This window comes from Streptomyces sulfonofaciens, from assembly GCF_014656295.1.
Taxonomy (GTDB): domain Bacteria; phylum Actinomycetota; class Actinomycetes; order Streptomycetales; family Streptomycetaceae; genus Streptomyces; species Streptomyces sulfonofaciens.
On sequence record NZ_BNCD01000001.1, the window covers coordinates 297,369 to 318,284 of the forward strand.

The window sequence follows — 20,916 nt, forward strand, 5'->3', positions numbered from 1 at the left end:
GCTCCGCGCCCACCCGTCGCCGCGGCCCGACCCTCAGCACATCACACTACGCAGACAATCGCTTACGGTTCGTCGCGATCGGAAGGCGACAAGAACCTCTTTCCGCCCTGTTGACGTTATTGATTGCTAAACGAGGCGTACGGGCTTTTCGGGACGGACACCGATTCGAGTGAGCCAGCCGCGCAGGGGTTCGGGATCGCCGTCCTCGATCAGGCTGAGCACCCGGGGCGCGAGGTCCGCGGCGCGCTCGCCGCCGATCAGCAGGGAGGGCCCGTCCAGCCAGTCGAGACCCGGGGCCGCCCCCGCGGTGTCCACGGCGGCACAGCAGACCATGGCCGTGACGTGGTCCGCGAGCAGCTCACGGCCGGTACGGGGCGGCTGCGTCGGGAAGAGGGGCAGCATTCCGTCGTCCCACAGGGCGTCGTCGGGTCTGCGCTGCCCCGAGGCTCCCGGCGCCCCGCAGGCCCCCTCCTGCGCGGCCTCCTCCCGGGCCAGCTCGGCACTGAGCCCGGCGGCTAGCGCGGCGCCCCGGCCGTCGCAGAGGCCGCTCACCGGCTCGGGGCCGGCGCCGGTATCCGCTTCGCCACAGGTGCCCGCCGCCGTTCCGGAGTCCTGGCCCGGCTCATGGGCAGGGGGCGCGGGGTGGTCGGGAGCAGTGCTACGGGCGCCGGGCGCATCGAAGCCTGCCAGGGCGTGAGGGGAGTGCGACGGGTATGGGGCCCCGGTGTACACGGGTCCGCTGGGCGCCCCGGGGGTTCCGGGGGTTCCGGCGGCCCCGGGGGCTTCGGACGCTCCGGGGGATCCGGGGGATCCGGGGGATCCGGGGGATCCGGGGGATCCGGGGGTCTCTGCGGCGCCGTGACTTCCGGTGGGTTCGGAGGCTCCGGCGGGTTCGGGGGATCCGAGGGTTCCAGGGAGGCCGGCGGGGTCGGCGGCTTCCGCGGGTTCGGCGGGTTCAGAGGGTCCGGCCGCTTCGGGGGTTCTTTCTGCGGCTTCGGGGGTTCTTTCGGCGGCTTCCGGGATCCTCGCGGCTTCCGGGGTTGCGGCGGCCGCTCCGGGGGTTCCGGCGGCCGCGGGGGTTCCGGCGGTCCCGGTAGTTCTTCCCGCAGCTTGCGGGGTCCCGGCGGCTTCGAGGGATTCGGGGGTGCCCGGGGAGCCGTGGGTACTCGAAGGCGTGGGCGCGGGCGCCGCCAGATGCTCCATCACCCGCGCCAGGCTCGGCCCCATCGGATCACCGCCCCCGCCGTGCCCCGCCACCGCGGGCTGCCGTACGCCCAGGGTGTCGAGCACGCGGTGCAGCCGGGCCGCGTCGGCACGCCACTTGCGGTCGACGACCTCCTCCGGGTACTCCTGCCAGTCGACGGGCACCCAGTCGGGTCCGGGTTCGGCGGGTCCGCCGTGGAAGAGCCGGGCGGCGAGCAGGGACGCGGCCTCGTCGACCGTGCCCGGTTCCTCCAGGAGATCGCATGCCGGGCGCTCGCCGAGCCGTGACGCGAAGCCCTCCGCGAGCCGGTCGCGCCGGGAGAGCTCGGTCAGGGCCGACACCACTCCGGCGTCCAGCCGCGACGGCCAGCGCCCCATCCGCCAGGCGGGCAGCGCCACCTTCGTCAGCAGCCGGTCCCATCCCGCGTACGCGAGGCCCACCTGCTCCTGCGCGACGATCCGCAGCCCGTAATCCACGGCCTGCGCACGCTCGGCGGCAGCCGAGGCGACACCGCGCTCCATCTCGATCGCGGGGGCGCGGCAGGCCCGCAGCAGCGCCCGGGCCGCCCAGCCCGCGCCGCGCAGCGCGGCGCTGCGCAACGGCCCGAGGCCGGGTGCCGCGGCGACCGCGACGGCCGCGTCGAGACCGCGGACGAAGCGCCGCGCCGCGGCTATGTCCGGGTGCGCCGAGGGCCCCGTGCCCGCGACGACGGGAGCGAGCAGCGCGCGTAGCTCGGCGACCCGCATCCACCACAGGAAGGGCGATCCGATGACGAGTACCGGTGCTGCCGCGGCGTGCGTCCGCCGACGGGCGGCCCGGGCGGCCCGCGAGGCGTTCCGCGCACGGCCCGGGCGTCCGCCCGCGGCGCGGGGCGCGCCGCGCTGCTCTCCGGGAACCGGCCGCGCACCACCGCCGGCACCGCCGGACCCTCTGCCTTCCCCGCCCCCGTCGTCCGCCCGAGGGACCCCTGCCGCCGCCCGTCCGCCGAACCGCCCGGGTGCCGCGGAGTCGCCACGGGACGCCCGCGCACGATCCTGGTGGGCAGCGTGCGTACGGTCCTCGTGGGTCGTGTCCGTACGGTCCTCATGGGCCCGGTGCGTACGGTCCTCGAGCCAACTGTCGCAGTCCGGGGTGAGCGCTATGGCCGAGGGTGCGGGGACCTCCAGACGTTCGGCAAGGTCGCGGACCAGACGGTAGAGGTCGGGGGCGGCGGCCTCGGGGATGGTCACCGTGGGGCTGACGGCGGGACGGGCCCGGGTCACGACCAGGCCGAGGAAGACGGCCGCCAGCAGCACCAGCACCGCGAGCACGGTGACCGCCCAGCGCCCGACGGCCCAGCCGGGGCCGGTGAGCTGCCCGGTGGTGCCGCCGACCTGGAGGACCACGGCCACGGCCGCGGGCAGCAGCGCCAGGCCCAGCGCCCTGCCGCGGACCCGTAGTACGGCGAGCGCACGCACCCGCGCGGCCCGCGCCCCCGCTTCCACCGCCGTTCCGGACACGATCGGATGTCACCCCCTTCCGCACTGCCCGTCCGGCGCGCGCTGTCCCAGCCACCGCGGACGGACACCCTTGGCACTGCCCACTCCCCCACTGTGGCACCCGGCTCTGACATCGCAATATCAATGAGCCAAGTGCCGGAACGCCTGCGCGGCACCCTAGTTGGGGCCGCGGCACTCGTCAGCAGGATGGCGGGGCGGTCACTCGATGGAATGGCTTTGGGCAAAGCCAGGTGACGCCATGGCCCGGATCAGGCACGGGATCAGGCACGGAACCGGAGAGGCTGTCGGGGACGGACCGAGCCACGGCAGAACCCGGGACCGGGCCACGACCGCGCCCCGGCCGGGTCGGGTCAGGCCGGGGCGGGGCGGGCCGGGCCGGGTCGACGGAATCGAGCGGGGCCGCGGCCGTGCCCGCCCAGGACCACGGCACCACGGCCCCGACCAGCCCAGGAGCGGGCAGAGCCGGAACCGGAACCGGAGCAGCGACAGCGCGGGAGCAGAAAAGCCCGCGAAGTCAGCGGCAACGGCAACCGGCAACCGGCAACCGGCAGGAAAGACTGGGTCGCAAAGGTAGCGGCAGGAAAGCCTACGACGGCGGCAGGCGCAGGAAAGCCCGCGACGGCCACCACCGCTACGGACGCGCCGTGGCCTCCTCGGCCGCCCGCTGCGCGATGTCCGTACGGTGCTGGGAGCCGTCGAGCCGGATGCGTCCGATCGCCGTGTACGCCCGCTCCCGGGCCTCGCCCAGGTCGGTGCCGGTCGCCGTCACGGACAGCACCCGCCCGCCCGCGCTCAGCACGGCCGCACCCTCCCGCCGCGTCCCCGCGTGCAGGACGTACGCGTGCGGGGCGTCCTCGGACGCCACCTCGGCCAGCCCCTCGATGGGATCGCCCGTGCGGGGCGTACCGGGATAGTTCTGGGAGGCGACCACCACGGTCACCGCGGCGTCCTCGCTCCAGCGCAGCGGTTCGAGGTGGACGAGGGTGCCGTTCGCGGCGGCGAGCAGCACCGAGGACAGCGGGCTCCTGAGGCGGGCCAGCACCACCTGGGTCTCGGGGTCGCCGAACCGTGCGTTGAACTCGATGACCCGTACGCCGCGCGGGGTGATCGCGAGGCCCGCGTACAGCAGCCCCGCGAAGGGGGCGCCGCGCCGCCGCATCTCGTCGACGGTCGGCTGCAGGACCGTCTGCGTCACCTCGTCGACCAGTTTCGGGTCCGCCCAGGGCAGCGGGGAGTACGCGCCCATGCCGCCCGTGTTGGGGCCCTCGTCGCCGTCGAGTGCGCGCTTGAAGTCCTGGGCGGGCTGGAGCGGCACCACGGTGGTGCCGTCGGTGATGGCGAAGAGCGAGACCTCCGGTCCTTCGAGGAACTCCTCGATGACCACACGCCCGCACGCGCGCGCGTGCTCCCGGGCGGTCTCCAGATCGCCGGTGACGACCACGCCCTTGCCCGCGGCGAGCCCGTCGTCCTTGACGACGTAGGGCGCGCCGAAGGCGTCGAGCGCCTCGTCGACCTCGGCGGCGGTGGTGCAGACGTAGCTGCGGGCGGTCGGCACGCCGGCGGCCGCCATCACCTCCTTGGCGAAGGCCTTGGAGCCCTCCAGCGCGGCGGCCTGCCGCGACGGGCCGAAGCAGGGGATGCCCGCGGCCCGCACGGCATCGGCGACCCCGGCGACCAGTGGCGCCTCGGGACCGACGACGACCAGGCCCGCCCCGAGGCGCTCGGCCAGGGCGGCCACGGAGGCACCGTCGAGCGCGTCGACCTCGTGGAGCTCGGCCACCTCGGCGATGCCTGCGTTGCCGGGGGCGCAGTGCAGGGCGGTGACGGCGGAATCGAGGGACAGGGAACGGCACAGGGCGTGCTCGCGGGCACCACTCCCGATGACAAGGACCTTCACGAGAGCCAGCCTAGCCGCCGGGGTACGGCGCCTTGGGACAGGCCTCGTGCAGGGACAGCGCCCTACCGGCCGCACGGTACGCACCGCCGGGCCGTACCTCGCAGGCCGAACCACACGGTACGGCCGCACCGTACGGGCCGGTGCCGTACGGGCCGGTGCCCGTAGGGCCGGTTCCGTACGGGCCGCCCGGGGCGGACACCGCAGCACGGGCCTCGTGGCGCCTGGGTGGAGAGGAGCACGAGCGGCGGAGACACCGGGGCGGCGGAGGACAGCGGAGGACAGGGGAGGACAGGGGAGGACAGGGGTCGGCCGAGGGCCCCGGAGTCGCAGGGGCCGACGGGCCGACGGACCCGACGGACCCGACGGGAGCCTCCGGTCACTCGCTGGCGTACTCCTCCAGGACGGTGGCACCGAGTTCGCGAACGATCAGGTCGTGGCCGGAGAGGGCGGACTCGTCGAGGTCGGGATCGTCGTCCTCGGGGATGTCGTCCTCGGGCGCGACCGGTGGCGGGGCGCCCGGGTCCGGGGCCCAGGGCCGCGAGGAGGCGGACGACGAGGCACCCGTACCGGCGGACCCGGCGGCCGTGGAGGTGCCGTAGGACGACCCGGAAGGCCCGCTTCCGGAACCTTGTGAGGGACCGGAGCCATAGGCCCCGGACGGCCCAGGACCGGAGCCGGCGGATCCCGGCGCGTTCGGCGGCGGGGCGGGGGCCGCCGACTGCGGCGGCCCGGGCCGGGACGGGACCGACGGTTGCGGGGCCCGGCCGCCCTGCGGGCCGCCGGCATGGCCGGGACCACCGGACGGCGCCGACCCCCCGGACGGGTCGACGATGGCCTCGATGTTCCACTGCACACCGAACTGCTCGGCCAGCGCCTGCCGCAGCACGTCCTCGCTGCCGCTGCCGGCGAAGTTGTCGCGCGCGCCGGAGTTGACGAAGCCGACCTGGAGGGTGGCGCCGTCGAAGCCCGCGACGTGGGCGTTCTGGCTGAGCAGGATCCAGGTGAAGCGGCGGCGGTTCTTCACCGCCTCCAGGATGTTCGGCCACAGCGCACGGGGGTCGAGACCACCGCCCGCGCCGGACGCACCGGGGCCGGAGGCGCCTCCCGCGTAGCCGCCGGACGGACCGGGACCGGAGGGCCCCGCGTAGCCGCCGGAGGGCCCGGATCCCGAGGTGGCCGCGGGCCCGGACGGCCCCGCGGACCTGCTTCCCCAGCCGGACGTCTCCGTGGCGCCGGCGGGCCGCGCTCCGCCGCCCGCGGCGGCCGCGGTGGGCCAGCCGCCGGGCCGCCGCGCAGGCGAGCCGGAACCGGCTGCCCCGGCGCCCGGGCCCGTCCCGGAACCCTCGGCACCACCGTCGGAACCGGAGCCGTCCCCAGGGCCCGAACTGCCCGCCGGGCCGCTCGCCCCGGTGGAACGCCGGCCGCCCGTCCCGGGCCAAGCGCCGGGCCCGCCACGACCGGAAGCGGAACCGTCCCCGGAACCGGCGTCGGTACCGGCTTCGGTACCGGCGTAGGCGTCGGCACCGGCAGCCGGGCCTGCGGAACCGGTCCCAGGACCGCCCCCGAAACCGTCAGGACCACCGTCCTCGGTGCCGCCGACGGTGGCGGCCGCACCAGAACCGGCAGCCGGAGATCCGCCGGAAGCCGGGGATCCGCCGGAACCCCAGGCCCCGGATCCGTGACCCGCGCCCGCGCCGCCGGGGCCCGGGCCCGCCGCGCCGCCGACCGCCCCGGGATCGCTCCCCGCGCTTCCGGCACCTGCACGGACACCACCGCCGGCACCCGCGGCGCCGGGAACGCCGCTCGCGCCCGCACGCGCGGCGGCCCGCGCGGCCGAGGCACCGCCGCCCGACGGACCGCCGGCTCCCCCGGCCGCCGCCCCGGTGCCGGGTGCCGGTCCCGCGGGTCCGGCACCCGGCACGTGCGCGTCGGACCCGGGCACGTACCCCATGGCGGGCCCCGCACCGGCGGGCACGACCTGGACGCCGCGCTCTATGCGGTCGAGGCGGGCCAGTACGGACCGCTCGTCGTCGTACGCCGCGGGAAGCAGCACGCGCGCACAGATCAGCTCAAGCTGGAGTCGGGGCGCGGTGGCGCCGCGCATCTCGGTGAGTCCCTCGTTGACCAGGTCGGCGGCCCTGCTGAGCTCGGCGGCACCGAAGGCCCCGGCCTGGGCCTGCATCCGCTCGACGACGTCGGCGGGCGCGTCGATGAGGCCCTTCTCCGCGGCGTCGGGCACGGCCGCGAGGATCACCAGGTCCCGCAGCCGCTCCAGGAGGTCGGCGACGAAGCGGCGCGGATCGTTGCCCCCCTCCACCACGCGGTCGACGACCTCGAAGGCGGCGGCTCCGTCACCGGTGGCGAAGGCCTCCACAACGGCGTCGAGCAGCGAGCCGTCCGTGTAACCGAGCAGGCCGGTGGCCATGGCGTACGTCACGCCCTCCGCACGGGCGCCGGCCAGTAGCTGGTCCATCACGGACATCGAGTCCCGGACGGATCCGGCGCCGGCCCGCACGACCAGCGGCAGGACACCGTCCTCGACGGGGATCTCCTCCCGGCCGCACACCTCGGCGAGGTAGTCACGCAGCGTGCCAGGCGGTACGAGGCGGAACGGGTAGTGGTGCGTCCGCGACCGGATGGTGCCGATGACCTTCTCGGGCTCGGTCGTCGCGAAGATGAACTTGAGGTGCTCCGGCGGCTCCTCGACGACCTTCAGCAGGGCGTTGAACCCGGCCGAGGTCACCATGTGCGCCTCGTCGATGATATAGATCTTGTACCGGCTGGCCGCGGGCCCGAAGAATGCCTTTTCTCGCAGGTCACGGGCATCGTCGACACCACCGTGGGATGCGGCGTCGATCTCGATCACGTCGATGGAACCCGGCCCGTTCCTCGCCAGGTCGAGGCAGGAGCGGCACTCGCCGCAGGGCGTGGGCGTCGGCCCCTGCTCACAGTTCAGGCAGCGGGCCAGGATCCGCGCACTGGTCGTCTTGCCGCACCCGCGCGGCCCGCTGAACAGGTACGCGTGATTGACCCGGTTGTTCCGCAGGGCCTGCTGCAACGGGTCAGTAACATGCTCCTGCCCGATGACCTCGGCAAACGACTCCGGGCGATAGCGGCGGTACAGCGCAAGAGACGACACGCCTACGAGGTTAATGCCGCCCACCGACAACGCCCGGCTCCCCGCACACGGGCCCCGGCCCCCGCGCCCCCGCGCCCGGCCCCGCACACACGAGCGCCCCCCACGCACCCGCCAGAGCCGACCTACCCTTGCTGCCTTCCGGCCCTGGGGGAGTTCAGTCAGATAGCGCCACGTGAGGGGCTGCCCACACAGTACCCGATGGTGGGCCCGGCGAACGAGTTCGCGACCACTCCAGCCCGTCATGTAATGTTTCCGCCGGAGGATTCGCCTAGAGGCCTAGGGCGCACGCTTGGAAAGCGTGTTGGGGGCAACCCCTCACGAGTTCGAATCTCGTATCCTCCGCCACGGCCGACCAGCCGAAACGAAGGTCCCGACCGCCCGGCGGTCGGGACCTTCGTCGTTGCGTGGTCTCAGTCGTGCCAGTACAGGCAGGCGCGAAGTCGCCCACGGGTACAGGGCCGGTTCGCCTCGGTACGCGCGAGCTTGTCGACCAAGCAGATCCAAAGGATGCGGTGCGATGCGATCCTTGGCGGGCAGAGGACGAGCTAAGCAGTCTGGCAACCCCAGCCAGCACAGCAAGTGATCTGACTCACGATCCGGGTGTCGCCCCAGGCGCCACCTTTCCGCCGCCGCAGACGGCTGCGTGCAGGCCCGCCATGGGCTTCTGGCCGCAACCGCCCAATTCCCGGCGGGGCAGGGCATGATGGTCTCCTCGGATCAGGGGCCCTGATCGCCTGGCACCGCCCACTCGCCGACGCATTGCCCCAGGACGGAACGCCGTTCGCGGCCGTGATCCGTGAGGCCGAACTCCTCGGCGTGCTCGCCCGCGGCGCCCTGTCCTCCCTCGGCAGCCATCTGCGGACCGATGACATGCAAGGGCTGAGCGCAACGTGCCGACTGCTGCTGCCGCCGGCCACCGCAGCCGCCCGGATCGGCGCCGACCTCACCGCCATCGTCACCGGCATCCCCTCAGCCCGGCTCGCCGCCTCTGGACTCCGTTGCCGACCGGGAGACCAGCGGCACGGCGTCGGTGTGGCGGTTCAGCGCCGGCAGCATCCGCCGGGCCCTGGACGCCGGCCATGTCCCCGACGGCATCACAGCCGACCTGGCCGCTGTCGCCGCAGGGCCCCTGCCGCAGCCCCTGTCGTACCTGATCGCCGACACGGCACGAGGCCACGGGCGCGTGCGTACCGCCCCCGCCGCCTGCGTCATCCACGGCGACGAACCCGCGCTCCTGGCCGAGCTCGCTGCCCATCGAAGGCTCGCCAAGCTCGGGCGGCGACGTCTGGCGCCGACAGTGCTGGTCAGCCAGAGTCCGCCCGACACGACCCTCGCCGCGCTCCGAGCCGAGGGGTACGTCCTGCTGCCGAGACGGCTGACGGCGAGGTGCGCATAGACCGGCGGGGCGGCGGTGGGTAGCTGGGTCGCTACCACTTCGCCAACTGGGCGGAAGCGGTGGACGCTCTCCTGGCCCTCGGCTCCGAGCGCCCGGTGCCCGTGGTGATCGACGAGTTCCCCTACCTTGCCAGGGCCAACCCCGAGCTCCCCTCGGTGATCCAGGAAGCACTGCGCCCACTGCGCGACCAGCGCGCAGCATCCCGCTCCCGGCTGCTCCTGTGCGGCTCAGCCCTGTCCTTCATGGGCAGACTGCTCTCCGGCAACGCCCCACTGCGCGGCCGGGCCGGACTCGAACTGCTCGTCCGCCCCCTCGACCACCGCCTCGCCGCCGAATTCTGGGACATCACCGACCCCCGTCTTGCACTGAAGGTCAACGCAACCGTCGGAGGCACCCCCGCGTACCGCCGCGAATTCGCACGTGGCGACACCCCGAGTGGTCCGGACGACTTCGATGACTGGGTCATCCGCACCGTCCTCAATCCCGAGACACCCCTGTTCCGTGAGGCGCGGTACCTGCTGGCGGAGGAACCCGACCTGCGCGACACGGCCCTGTACCTGTCCGTCCTTGCCGCCGTGGCCGACGGCAACGCCACCCGCGGCGGCATGGCCGGCTACCTGGAACGTAAGGCCACCGACATCGCCCACCCCATCAACGTCCTCGAAGACGCCGGGCTCCTGCACCGCGACGCCGATGCCTTTCGCGAGAACCGGCCCACCTACCGTATCGCCGAACCGCTGATCGCCTTCTACCACACGATCATGCGCCCGGTCTGGGACCAGCTCGAACGCCCCGGCAGCGCCGCCCGGGTCTGGCAGGCCAGCCGCCGCCGCTTCACCAGCAAGGTGCTCGGCCCCCACTTCGAGCAGGTCTGCCGCGACTGGGCACTCCACCACGCTGACCCCGACCTCCTCGGGGGACTGCCGGCCCGCGTCGGACACGGCGTCGTCCACGATCCCAGAGCCCGCACGGGTCATGAGATCGACGTGGCAGTCATCGGCATCGCCGACGGCACCAAGCCACCCCTGCTCGCCATCGGCGAAGCCAAATGGAACGACACCATCGGCATCGCCCACATCGAACGCCTCCAGCACATTCGCGACCTCATCACCCAAGCCGGACGCTACGACACCACCCACACCCGGCTCATCTGCTTCAGCGGAGCGGGCTTCAACGACAAGGCAGTGGCCGCCGCCAACACGAGGCCCGGAATCGTCCTGATCGATCTGCCCACGCTCTACGGCCAGACCTGAGGCGCTCGGGAACACGCTGTGTCACTCGGGCGTGGTTGCAGTTCTGGTTGCGTTCACCGCCCTGCGGCACCGTTGGAAAGCCAGGCCGGACCTTGCCAGACCGCAGGTCAGAACGTTTCCGTACACTCCAGAGCACTCAGACGAACATGTGGAGAGCGTGTTCGGGGCGACCCCTCACGAGTTCGCATCTCGTATCCTCCGCCCAGCTCTCACCGGGCTGTACGAGGGCCCCGACCGGTCAGCGGCCGGGGCCCTCGTTGTTGTGTGGTCGAAGATCGCGGTCCCCGGCCAGTGCCCGTCGAGGACGGGCCGGCACACGTTGCAGCGCAGGGCGGCGCCCCGCCGGTAGCGCCGCAAAAGCCGGCCACAGCCGACACACAGCCGGCACACGGCACGATCGCCCAGGGCGGGCACCACGGCGCGGCGAAGGCAGCAGCACGCTCCACGGCGGTGATCCGTATCGGTCGCGGGAGCACTGGACCCCCATGCGCCGGCCGGCGCGTCCGTCCCCGCGGCTCGGCACGTGGACCGGCACGCTCCCCCTGGTGGCGCTCCGCAGAACCAGGTCCTCGACGTACACGGGCTTCCGCTGCGGGAAGCGCTCAGCTCGGCCCCGCTCCCGTGGGAACCGGCGGGGCAGCCCGTGTGGACGGCGAAATCCTCGTGCGTCCCGCGCGCGTGGTGCGGATACTCGCTGCATGGAGGCAGTCGATGCCGCACGTGCCGTGGTGGGCGAACATCATCCCGACGCCCGGGCGGCGTTCCTGGGCGGCAGCGTCATCACGGACCGCCGCACGGTGACATCCGACCTCGACATCGTGGTGCTGGTCCACGGCAGCCCGGCCCCGTACCGCTGGAGTTTCCGGCACGAGGACTGGCCCGTCGAGATGTTCGTGCACACCGAGACGACGTGGCACGCCTTCGTCGAACGGGAAGTGCGAGAGCGCCGGTCGCCTCTGCTCCGGATGTGTGCCGACGGACTCCTGCTCCTCGACTCCGACGGACTCGGCGCACGCATCGCGGCGGAAGCCGGCAGGCTGACGGCCGCAGGACCGCCCACGGTGTCCCCCGAGCAGATCGAGGACTTCCGCTACGGCATCACCGACCTCCTGGACGACCTCTCGGGATGCACCGACCAGGGCGAGCTGCTGTGCATCGCCACGGAGCTGGCGCGGCGAACGGGCGAGTTGGCGCTTGCTGCCGGCGGTGCCTGGGGCGGCTGCGGCAAGTGGCTGGCACGTCGTCTCGAGGACGCGGCACCAGGGCTCACCCTGCGTCTGCACCACGGCGTCCGTGAGGCACTGGAGGGGCGGAAGGAACCCCTCGTAACCGTCGTGGACGAGCAACTCGGCCAGGTAGGCGGCCGGCTCTGGGCCGGCTACAGGCGTGCCGGAACCCTCTGAGTTCGGACCGGAGGAGCCCCCGGGGAACACCCTCCAGGCGTCGGGACCGTAGGCGCGCGGCTGGTACTCGACGCCTTCGTCCCGCCGCCACGGCCCTCCCCAGGCGCTCGTGGGAAAGAGGAACCCCGGCCGACGGACGGCTGGGGTTCCTCGACGCGGTGGGTGGCGGTCAGCAGGTGGAGTTGGCAACGCCCTGCACCGCTCGTCCACGCGCCGGCAGACCGCACCGGTTCGCGATCACCGTGGTTCGGGCGGGTCAGCGCTGCAGGGTGAGCACACCCGGCCGCCAGGGCAGTTGGTCGTAGGGGCCGCTCGCGCTGGGGGACTTGCCCTGGTAGAGGAACTGCAGGTTGCAGGGGTCGATGGTCATGGTCTGGTCGGCGTTGTTGCGGACCAGGTCACCGTGGCTGATGTCGTTGGTCCAGGTGGCACCGCTGTTGGCCTTGCCCGCGAAGGGGTTGCTCTCGCTGCCGGCCTGCGGGGTCCACGAACCGCTCAGGCTGGAGGCCGTGAACGAGCGGAAGTAGCGCCCGTTCGCGCCCATCGCCTCAACGAGCATGAGGTACTGGTTCTGGCCCTGGACCTTGTAGACCTGGACCCCCTCGAACAGGTTGTTCGTCGAGTCGCTCATGATCGTGGTGTACGACGAGCCGAAGTTGCCCGGGAAGTTTCCGATCGGCATGCTCGCCCGGTAGATCTTGCCGTTGTCACCGGCGAAGAACAGGTACATGTTCTGGCCGTCAGCGATCAGGGTCTGGTCGATCGGACCGGTGCTGGATCCGGAGATGCTGCCGGTGAACAGCGGCTGCGGCGAGGACCAGCCGTTGGGGTTGGTGGGGTCGCTCGACGTGCGGTAGATGAAGGGCCACGCACCCCACTGGTACGCCAGCACCCAGATGTTCTTGGGCGCGAAGTAGAACAGCGTGGGTGCCACCGCGGACTGGCTCATCCTGTTCTGGCCGGCCGAGCCCATGTCCGACCAGTTCGTGAAGGGGCTGAACGCCATCGAGCCGTAGGCGCTCCCCGCCGTCGTCGCGTAGACCAGGTGCTTGCCGTTGTAGACCACGTTGGTGAAGTCCTTGAGCGCGGCCCACCCGTTCGACGGCTGCGCCAGCACACCCGTCGACGACCACCGGTACGTCGACGGAAGAGAACACGCGTCCTGCGCCGAGGGGGCGCCGGGACCAGCACCGCGCAAGGCGCCGCCGGCGGCCGCCTGAGCCGGGTTGGCGACGAGCGTCGCCGCTAACGCGATCAGGGCCGCGACCGCGGCGGTGAGCACCACGGACAGATTTCTGCGGCTGGAACTTCCTCTGCGCATGGGGACCTCTCAATCCTTGAGCGAGCGTTTCCGGTCGGCCCCTCGGAGGCTGTCCGGACTGTCGATGTGGGGCGGTCTGCTGACGTGGAGCGGACTGCTGACGCTGACGTGACCGTCTGTTGACGTGACGCGTCTGCTGACGTGGAGCGGTTCGTGGCGGGCCATTGCGATCCGCGGTGGTCCGTGACGGCCGGCGGTGATCCGTGGCAGCCCGCGGTGAACATGTCGGTCCGCGAGCGCCGGGCTGTCCCTTGTGGCCTCCCGACCCTTCGAGACCCCCGAAGACGCGGTGGCGACCGTTGTCCTCGAGCCGCAGCGGAATGCGCCGTCCCGGGTCCGAGGAGGGTGAACGCGGTGCCGTCGGCTCCGACCTCGTGCTCGGCACCGGTCCACACGGAGGAGCCGCGCAGCAGCGCGAGTCCGGCCCGGGTCCCGCCGTGCGACGCCGGGAGAGGGTACTGGCGTGCCCATGACACACACATAAGCGGCGTACTCCTTGCGGTTCGGCCAGTGCGGTGGTCGTGACCCGGGAGGTGCCCTGCTGCGCGGGTGGAGCGACTCCGACTCGACTTGTTCGCATTACCGAACAAGGGTCGAAGTATCGAGCAACTTGGATGATAGAGAACCGGCGAACGGCGTCAATACCTCGCGCAAAACTTGCGAGCGATACCGAAAATGTTTCGCAGAGTCAGATGGATGAAACACCGCAGTTCAACGCGATCGAATGACCGATCCGAGCGGATGAAGATCCCTCACGGTCCGCAGAGTTCTGGGGCCGACGGTGTGGGCTTGCCCGAGGTGTGTCGGTAACTTCCCGGTCGCGGGGCATGGTGGGATCAGGCTCGTCGCCCGCGCGGCCCGGGGTCCGTAAGGGCACCGTCCCGCCGGGGGCCTGACCGGGGAGTGCGGTGAGGCGCCGTTGCCGTGGGGACGGGCCGACGGGGAGGGCGGCCGGCGCGGGCGGACCCATCGGCACCACTTCAGTCGGCTCGTCTGAACGCACCCGTCCGGCGACGGCTCACAGGGCCGCCGCCGGATGGGAAACGCGTGTCTCACCGCCGGGCCAAGAGAATCCGGAGCCTGCGAAACAGATGCGACTTGTATAGCCGGAGCGGAGTCCGGTCGGGCAGAAGAAGGGACGGCACGCCTGTGACAACGTGCGATGTGAACGGTGCGGGCTCATCTCAGGAGTCGGCTGCGTCCACGCCAGTTGGTCGCCAGACGGCCTGTCGACGGCTGCCCCGGCGAGGGTTGCCAGCCGGCTGCCGCTCCTGTGGGTCAGCCATCGTCGCCAGGAAGTAGGCAGCCCGCCGGGGATATCACGGTCAGTACTCTTCTTCGCCGCCGGCGAAGCGGGCGCCGGCTTCCATGTCGTCGTAGTGCACTCGTACGTCCTGGATGCCGAGCCCGCGCATGAGGTCCCGGAGACGGACGACGTAGATGCATCCCTTCTTGTGGAGGTGGCACGGGAAGTCACCCCGTCTGGCTCGCCGGTAGGCCGTGGAGAGACCCAAGTCCAGCGCCTTGGCCGCGGTCCGCATGTTGACCAGTGCGGGCAGTCCGAAGACCTCGGAGAACGGTACGGACTCATCACGGCAGCGGGCCATCGGGCGCCCTCCTCATGTCGAACAGGCGCTGCTGCCCGGTCGCCGTGCCGTGCGCCTCACGCCTCGTCGCACGCATTCGCCCCGCGCCGATCGCGCCTGACCTGACGGACGTGCGGCATGACCCCAGGCGGTGGGCCAAGGACCCCAACCGCTCGCCTTGGGCCTGCTGGGCGAGGGCGGGAGAAAGCCATTCGACCCGCACAGCGTGGGAGCGGTCCGAATCGTGCGTTCCGAGCCCCGTCCTGGTTGTTCGCAGCCGCCCTCCATCTCGTCGCGCAGGCGCCGTAGAAGGCGCTGCCACACGACCGCGCGCTCCGGGTTGTCGGGGGCTGTGTCGCTCACCAAGGTGTTCAGTTCGCGCAGCGTCATGTGGTCGAATGCCGGCTGCCCATGGACCGCGTACTCATGCACCGCACGGCCTTGAGGCCGTGGTGTGCGGCACTGCCCTGGTCGCAGACACAAGGAGGTGTCGGCGCATCGACTTTCCACCCAGCGAGCGATGCGGGCGAAGACGTCTTCCGGTGGCTGCATGGTCACTCTCCACCCCAGGTCAGGTCTGGCGGCTGGGACCCGTCCGTCCGGTTCTGGCCAGGTTGGCCAGGCGCCTCCAAGGCAGGATCCTGGTGGGTCGGCGACGTCTCCGAGCGATGATTGGGCGTCCCTTCGACGGTGCCGCCGAGGTGGTCCGTGGTGTGCGGTTCCGGTTCCAGGTCCGGGTCCGGGAGGTCGAAGGGGGACGGGGAGTGCGTCTGGCCGGCCATCGTCTCGCGGGCGGGTGCGGCCGGATCCGCGGTGTGCGGCCTTGCCGGCACCGGTTCGCTGTTGAGGTTCCGGCGCATGTTCTCCGCCACGTCGGGGCGGCCGACCTTCTCCGACATCCGGGCGAGGCGGTCGACGAAGACCGCCCGCTCGTCCGAGCCCGGCGCGAAGCCCATCTCGTCGAGCAAGGCCGAGACGTGCTCGCTGGGCTCCGATGCCCGTCTCCCCCGCACGTGCTCCTGCGGTTCCCGCGGATCCGCGGCTTGCTCCTCCGGTTCCGGATGGCCGAAGCCGCCCGTCGGCTCCCTCTCTGCCGGTGCTCCCGGCGGTGCGCACAGGTGGCGGAAGGTCTCCGGCACTTCCTGGTCGTTGGCAGCAGCCGACAGACAGGTGAGCGGGCCGATCATCTCCACCGCGCGCTCGATCTCGTCCTCGTGGCGGGACAGCCACCACACCACAGCGCTGCCCGGTGTGCGTAAGACGTCCTCGCCTAGGTAGCCACGACGATTGCGCTCGTGCTGCCGGTGCCCCTCCCACGCCCCCACGGACTTGCGCAGCGCGTCGAGTTCGTCCAGACGCTGCTGGTCCGCGGGCCGGAGGGTCAGGCGTACGTTGGTGGCATAGGCGGTCACCAGAGCGGATGCATCGGTCACGGGGGCGCCGAGAGTGCTCTCCAACCAATGTTGGAGGAATCCGCAGCGGCTGGGGGACTCTGCCGCAGCGGTGCTCTGCACCCGGTGCAGAACGGATGCCACGGCCACGCTCGCCGGATTACCGTGCGAGACGGTGGTCAACCCTGTGACATGCCGCCAGTGCACAGTGGCGGAGAACAGGAACGGGTAGTCCGCCATCGCACTCGGGAGGGGAACACCGCTCACCGGGTAGGCGAAGTACGGAGGCTCGGGCGGCGGCTCGGGGGCCACGAATTCGGCTTCGAACCCGTCCTGTGCGAAGACGGCCGGCGCACCGGTGCCCGACCACAGTACGGTCAGCAGGAGCACCCCCGCCAACAGGGTCGGTAGGAGGATCCACAGCCAGACGGGCCATCCGCAGACGGTGCCCAGCACCAGGGTTGCTCCGATGACCAGTCCGACGAGGCTCATACGCGGAACACGGCGGGGATTCATATGCTCTCCGTTGTGCATTGAGGATCAGGGCCGGGGCCCGCTTCATCGACGCCCTGCACCAGGTCGATCTCTCGGCAGAACCGCTCGGCGATCTCTTCGCGGAAACGGCACCGCGTCGGGGACACCTGCGGTGGGCCAGGGGGAGATTGGCCCGCCCAGGCACGGGTGGCCACGTAGAGGCGGTTCAGCAGGAGGTCGTCGCCTGCAGCCGCGAGGAGGAGGGCATGCAGAACCCTGTTGCCCCCGCGACGCTGCTCCAGGGCCGAGAGCCAGCGCTGTACCACTGGCGTCCAGACCTCCGCCGCCATCGCGTTCATGACCACCCGCCAACCGAGCGTGAACTCCCGCCACGGCGGCTGGATCCGCAGATCGGTCGGATCGAGGAGGTCGAGGAGGATGTCCGCATTGCGGGGACTGGACAGGCCGGCATTGACGAGCCGCATCGCGAGCCGCCGGAACAGGAACCGGTTTCCGCGCGCCAGTGTCAGCACGGCGGCCCGTGCGGCTGCGGCCTCCGCGCCGGCCTGACGCACGGCGAGATGCCGGAGTCTGACCACCGCCTGCTCGGGGTGGGTCGCCGCCATCACCTGCTGGCAGACGTCCGTCAGCACGCGCGCGAGGTCCTCGGGCAACGGTCCTGCGGTGACCCAGCCGTACACACGGGATCGAAGGTGCGAGCCGTACTGGTCGTGGCTGAGGCCCAGTTCCAGTACCGCCGCAGCCTCGGGGCGCAGCTTCCCTCCCGCGTCCGGATGTGTCCATCGCCGGGCGAGCACGCACAGGTCGTCGGGGCGACCGGTGGCCAGGGCCTGCTCGGCGAACCGGGCGACCAGGCGCATCCGATCCTCGCCCCGGAGTTCGGACAGCTCCATGCACCGTCCCACCCAGTCTCGGAAGGCCGGCCGCAGATCGGGAAAGTTCTGCCAGAAGTGCCGTCGCACGGCGCTGTCGTAGTCGAGTTGGGCGAAACTGACCCATCCGTCACCGTCTCTGGAGATGGCGAGTGCCCGCAGTTGCTCGCCCAGGCCGGTCTGGGCGAGCCGCGGGGTGTCGTCCCGCTCGTGGCGCAGTACCTCCAGCAGGCGAAGGGCGCCGCTCAGCACCGCCTCCGCCGCCGCGCCACTGGTCATCGCGGCAGTGAGGAGCAGGGCGCGGTCAAGCCCCCCGCGATGGTCGCGAAGTTGCCGGACCACCGCGTCGGAGGCATCGGTGACGGCGGCCACTGCCCCCACGCACCACGCCTCGAAGCCGTTGCCGTACTGGTGACTGTCCCGTGCCCGCACGACCAGGTCCGCCAGCCGCGCCAGCTCACGCATCGGCGAGGTGGAGAACATGCGCGCCAGGACCTCGGTATCGAGCTGCTCCGGCTCGAAGGGGACACGGTTGACGCGCAGGCACCTGGCGAAGACGGCACGGCCACGGGGCCGTTCCAGCTGTACCACCAGTGGTGAGAGTGCGCGGTCGAGCATCCACTCCTGGCCGGCCGGAAGCACTGCGACCAGCCGGGCACCGCTCTGCTCCGTGATCGCCCCGTAGTGCATGAGCGAACGCTGTGCCTCGGGATACTCCGAGTCGGACACACCCGACAGGTCCAGGAGGTAGCAGTCACCGACCGACGCGTCGAGTGAGTCCTCCTCCCACCGCAGCGGCAGTTCCTCGATCCGACTTCCGGGCGCCGCCGCACCCTCCAACAGCATGGTCGCGGCCGCTCGCCGCCCACTCCCGGAGGGACCGTTCAGCAGGACGACCGCACCAGGGTTGTTCAGCCGTTCTGCAGCCTTGCCGTAGTGACGCGGAGGCACAAAGCACTGGGCCAGTCGGCGTCTGTACTCCTGCACGACCCGCAAGCGGGTGGCACCAGCCCTCACCAGGCGTTCGTTCGCGCCTATCAGCCAGTTCGTGACGACGAACTGGTTCCCGCTGCCACTGTGCACGGCCCCTTGCGGATCGTTGACACATGTGTGGCCCGGTCCGGTCACCGCTCTCCGTCCACGGGACGCTCATCCTGGCGTTGCCTGCGCCGGTCCTCGGTGCCGGAGCCGCCCTCGGCGCGGTCGGTGCGCGCCCCGTCATCGGGGAAAGGGGCTCCCCAGTACTGCTCGCGCGAGTGGTAGAGGTGCCCGCTTCCGGTGTGGACCGGTCCCTGGGACTCGCTGACGAACGTCCCGGAGAAGGCGCCGTTGAGGTTGCCGATGCCGCCACGCTGGCGGTGTTTGACCACCTGTGCCGGAAGGCGGGCCTGGTCGGCCTGTCCTACGGACGAGGGCCCGTCTCCGTCCGACTCCACTGGAGCTCCCCGCCCCCGGCCCCGTGCGGCATCTGCCAGCTCGGGTACCAGTAAGGCAAGGTCGATGGCCAGTCGGTCCAGGTCGGCCTCGGCATTGCGGTGGTCGAACCTCCGATACTGGCAGTCCGCGAGCTCACCGAGGACAGGTGGAAGCACTTCCTGCCGCAGCGGTTCCGTCCGGCCGACCAGAAGCGGGATGACCATCGCACCTGACTCGAACGCTTCCAGAATCTCCCGTCGGGTCCAGTCGTCGGGAGCTTCCAGTGCAGTGTGGCCGTCGGCGGATCGCGCCTGCAGCCACCGGGGCCCGATCACGGCGAGCAGAACGCTGCTGCGGCGCACCGCCGTGATCAGCTCCTGCGGATAGCGCCGTCCAGGGCCGATCGACTTGCTGGCACGGAAGACGTTCGTGTCACCGAACCTCCGGGACAGCTCGCGTTCGACGAGCGTTGCCGTGGATTCCTCATCGCCGGTCCGGTAGTTCACGAAGATCAGCGGCATGGTGGTTCCTCCTGAGTGTCGATGGGTGTCTCGGAGCGGCGGTGGGCGCCTTGGCTCGCAGGGCACCGCGGGTTCGCGCACGGGGCCTGACGCGTGGAACAGGTCGGCGCGCACGCGGCGGCGCGCGGCAAGAGAGCCCGTCCGGCCCTGGACACCGGCGGGCTTTCGGGCGCTCGGGACTTTCGGGCTGGTCGAAGAACGGCTCCTGCCGTCCCGCAGGAGCCGTTGTCGGCTGAGTCAGCTGCTTCCCAACGTGCGCAACAGGGCTGGTTGGAGATCGCGCACTGTGCGATGGGTGCGGAAGCGGGACAGTTCCCGCTCGAGCCGGCGTACGTCCGCACGTACGGTGGCGGAGGGAACGAGGTCCGCGCACGGGAGCAGTTCCCGAGCCAGCTCACAGGAGCGTTCGATCTCGCCTGCGGAAGCGTGCGCCAGGGCACTGCGGAAGCCGTAGCGGGCACGGGTGCGCAAGGCGTGCGGGGTGATACGCCGGCATTCCTGGTCCAGGATCTCCGCGGCTTCCCGAGGACGTCCCAGGTCGTAGAGGCACCAGCCGGTCACCATGGACGCCGGGTCGGCCAGGTGCGTGGTGCCCAGTACGGGAGCGTCGGCCGCCGTCTCCTGGGCACGCCGCAGGAGTTCACGTGCGCGGTCCAGTCCGTGCAGACAGGCCTTTTCCTGGCCGGCGAGGGCGTGCCCCTGTGCCTCTCGTTGCGCCGCCAACCCCCGGATCCGGGGCGGTAGGGCGCCGCTCTGGGCCTGTTGGGCAAGGCTGATCGTCTCTGTGGCCGCTCCGCCGTAGAAGGCGACGAGTGCCCGGCGGACCAACGCGTAACCCGCCAGGTGTTCATCACCGCCGGCCTGGGCCAGTCCGACGGCATCGGCCGTCCACCGCAGGGCCTCGGCGTCGTCGCCGGCCTCCTGGGCCATCCAGCCCGTGTACTCGGCGAACCGCGCCGCGAGGGTCAGTAGACCGTCCCGGGTGGAGCCGGCGGCCCTGGTTGCGCAGTTCATCACCGTGGAGGTCTGCGCGGACAGGACGGGCAACAGCATGGCGGGGTCGGTGCTCTGGCCCAGGAGCCGCATCTGTTGCAGTTGGTCCCGGAAGACGGCCAAGGCAGGCAGTGCTGCACCGTCGCCGTGGTTCCCTCCGCCGATCATCCCGATGCCGACCAGCGAACCGACACCGGTGGCGATCACATCACGACGCGCCATGGTCGGCTCGTCGCCGACAGTCTCGTCGTCCTTCCTCTCGGCTTCCGCAAGACGTCGCAAAGTGCCCTCTGCGACGAAGAGGGCGTCGCACCGCCGCGCCAGGGCGGTCGGTGGACGTTTGTCGCCCCGTTCGATCTTACAGAGATAACCTTTGCTGTAGTGAACAGCATAGGCGAGATCCTGCAACGTCATGCCGGCCTCCTGGCGCAGCCGACGCAGCTCCGCACCGAACGCTAATCGCACACCTATACCCCTCTCGATCCACCAAGGTCTTCTGCGCCAGCCCCAGTTGGCGCGCTTTCCGCCTT

At 71.6% G+C, this 20,916-nt stretch carries 10 protein-coding genes, 1 tRNA gene, 1 other RNA gene and 2 pseudogenes; 4 read left to right on the forward strand and 10 right to left on the reverse strand.

Annotation, left to right across the window (positions count from 1 at the left end):
* Positions 1-126: 126 nt before the first annotated feature.
* From IE313_RS01155 to ffs, 4 genes are all read right to left on the reverse strand, one after another.
* Positions 127-2,703, reverse strand: a complete 2,577-nt coding sequence (locus tag IE313_RS01155) for a hypothetical protein (protein WP_189928946.1) — start codon at positions 2,701-2,703, stop codon at positions 127-129.
* A gap of 631 nt (positions 2,704-3,334) precedes the next feature.
* On the reverse strand, positions 3,335-4,600 hold the full coding sequence (gene purD, locus IE313_RS01160; RefSeq protein WP_189928947.1) for a phosphoribosylamine--glycine ligase: 1,266 nt from the start codon (positions 4,598-4,600) through the stop codon (positions 3,335-3,337).
* Between the two features lie 376 nt (positions 4,601-4,976).
* Positions 4,977-7,739, reverse strand: a complete 2,763-nt coding sequence (locus IE313_RS01165) for a DNA polymerase III subunit gamma and tau (protein WP_189928948.1) — start codon at positions 7,737-7,739, stop codon at positions 4,977-4,979.
* 86 nt (positions 7,740-7,825) lie between these two features.
* Positions 7,826-7,924, reverse strand: an RNA gene (ffs, locus tag IE313_RS01170) — signal recognition particle sRNA small type.
* 72 nt (positions 7,925-7,996) lie between these two features.
* Here ffs and IE313_RS01175 point away from each other — a divergent pair.
* The 4 genes and pseudogenes from IE313_RS01175 to IE313_RS01190 all read left to right on the forward strand — a co-directional run bounded on the left by IE313_RS01175 (position 7,997) and on the right by IE313_RS01190 (position 11,791).
* Positions 7,997-8,084: transfer RNA gene (locus IE313_RS01175), tRNA-Ser, on the forward strand.
* Positions 8,085-8,769: 685 nt separating this feature from the next.
* Positions 8,770-9,135 (forward strand): helicase-associated domain-containing protein, encoded by a 366-nt coding sequence (locus IE313_RS34900; RefSeq protein ID WP_229924274.1) that lies wholly within the window; start codon positions 8,770-8,772, stop codon positions 9,133-9,135.
* Between the two features lie 32 nt (positions 9,136-9,167).
* A pseudogene (locus tag IE313_RS01185) lies at positions 9,168-10,388 on the forward strand (AAA family ATPase); the annotation flags it as partial.
* Positions 10,389-11,086: 698 nt separating this feature from the next.
* Positions 11,087-11,791: a nucleotidyltransferase domain-containing protein gene (locus tag IE313_RS01190; RefSeq protein WP_189928949.1), complete on the forward strand. Its 705-nt coding sequence runs from the start codon at positions 11,087-11,089 to the stop codon at positions 11,789-11,791.
* A gap of 256 nt (positions 11,792-12,047) precedes the next feature.
* Here the strand turns inward: IE313_RS01190 and IE313_RS01195 are convergent.
* From IE313_RS01195 to IE313_RS01220, 6 genes and pseudogenes are all read right to left on the reverse strand, one after another.
* Positions 12,048-12,947 (reverse strand): annotated as a pseudogene (locus IE313_RS01195) (non-reducing end alpha-L-arabinofuranosidase family hydrolase); the annotation flags it as partial.
* Positions 12,948-14,437: 1,490 nt separating this feature from the next.
* Positions 14,438-14,719, reverse strand: a complete 282-nt coding sequence (locus IE313_RS01200) for a helix-turn-helix domain-containing protein (protein ID WP_189928951.1) — start codon at positions 14,717-14,719, stop codon at positions 14,438-14,440.
* 533 nt (positions 14,720-15,252) lie between these two features.
* Positions 15,253-16,581: a hypothetical protein gene (locus tag IE313_RS01205; protein ID WP_189928952.1), complete on the reverse strand. Its 1,329-nt coding sequence runs from the start codon at positions 16,579-16,581 to the stop codon at positions 15,253-15,255.
* Positions 16,582-16,601: 20 nt separating this feature from the next.
* A complete protein-coding gene (locus tag IE313_RS01210) occupies positions 16,602-18,539 on the reverse strand; it encodes a hypothetical protein (protein WP_189928953.1) in 1,938 nt (645 codons plus the stop codon).
* A gap of 41 nt (positions 18,540-18,580) precedes the next feature.
* Entirely contained in the window at positions 18,581-19,393 is an 813-nt protein-coding gene (locus tag IE313_RS01215; protein WP_189928954.1) for a toll/interleukin-1 receptor domain-containing protein, read from the reverse strand.
* A 237-nt stretch (positions 19,394-19,630) separates the two neighbouring features.
* Positions 19,631-20,851 (reverse strand): helix-turn-helix domain-containing protein, encoded by a 1,221-nt coding sequence (locus IE313_RS01220; RefSeq protein ID WP_308439120.1) that lies wholly within the window; start codon positions 20,849-20,851, stop codon positions 19,631-19,633.
* Positions 20,852-20,916: the final 65 nt, after the last annotated feature.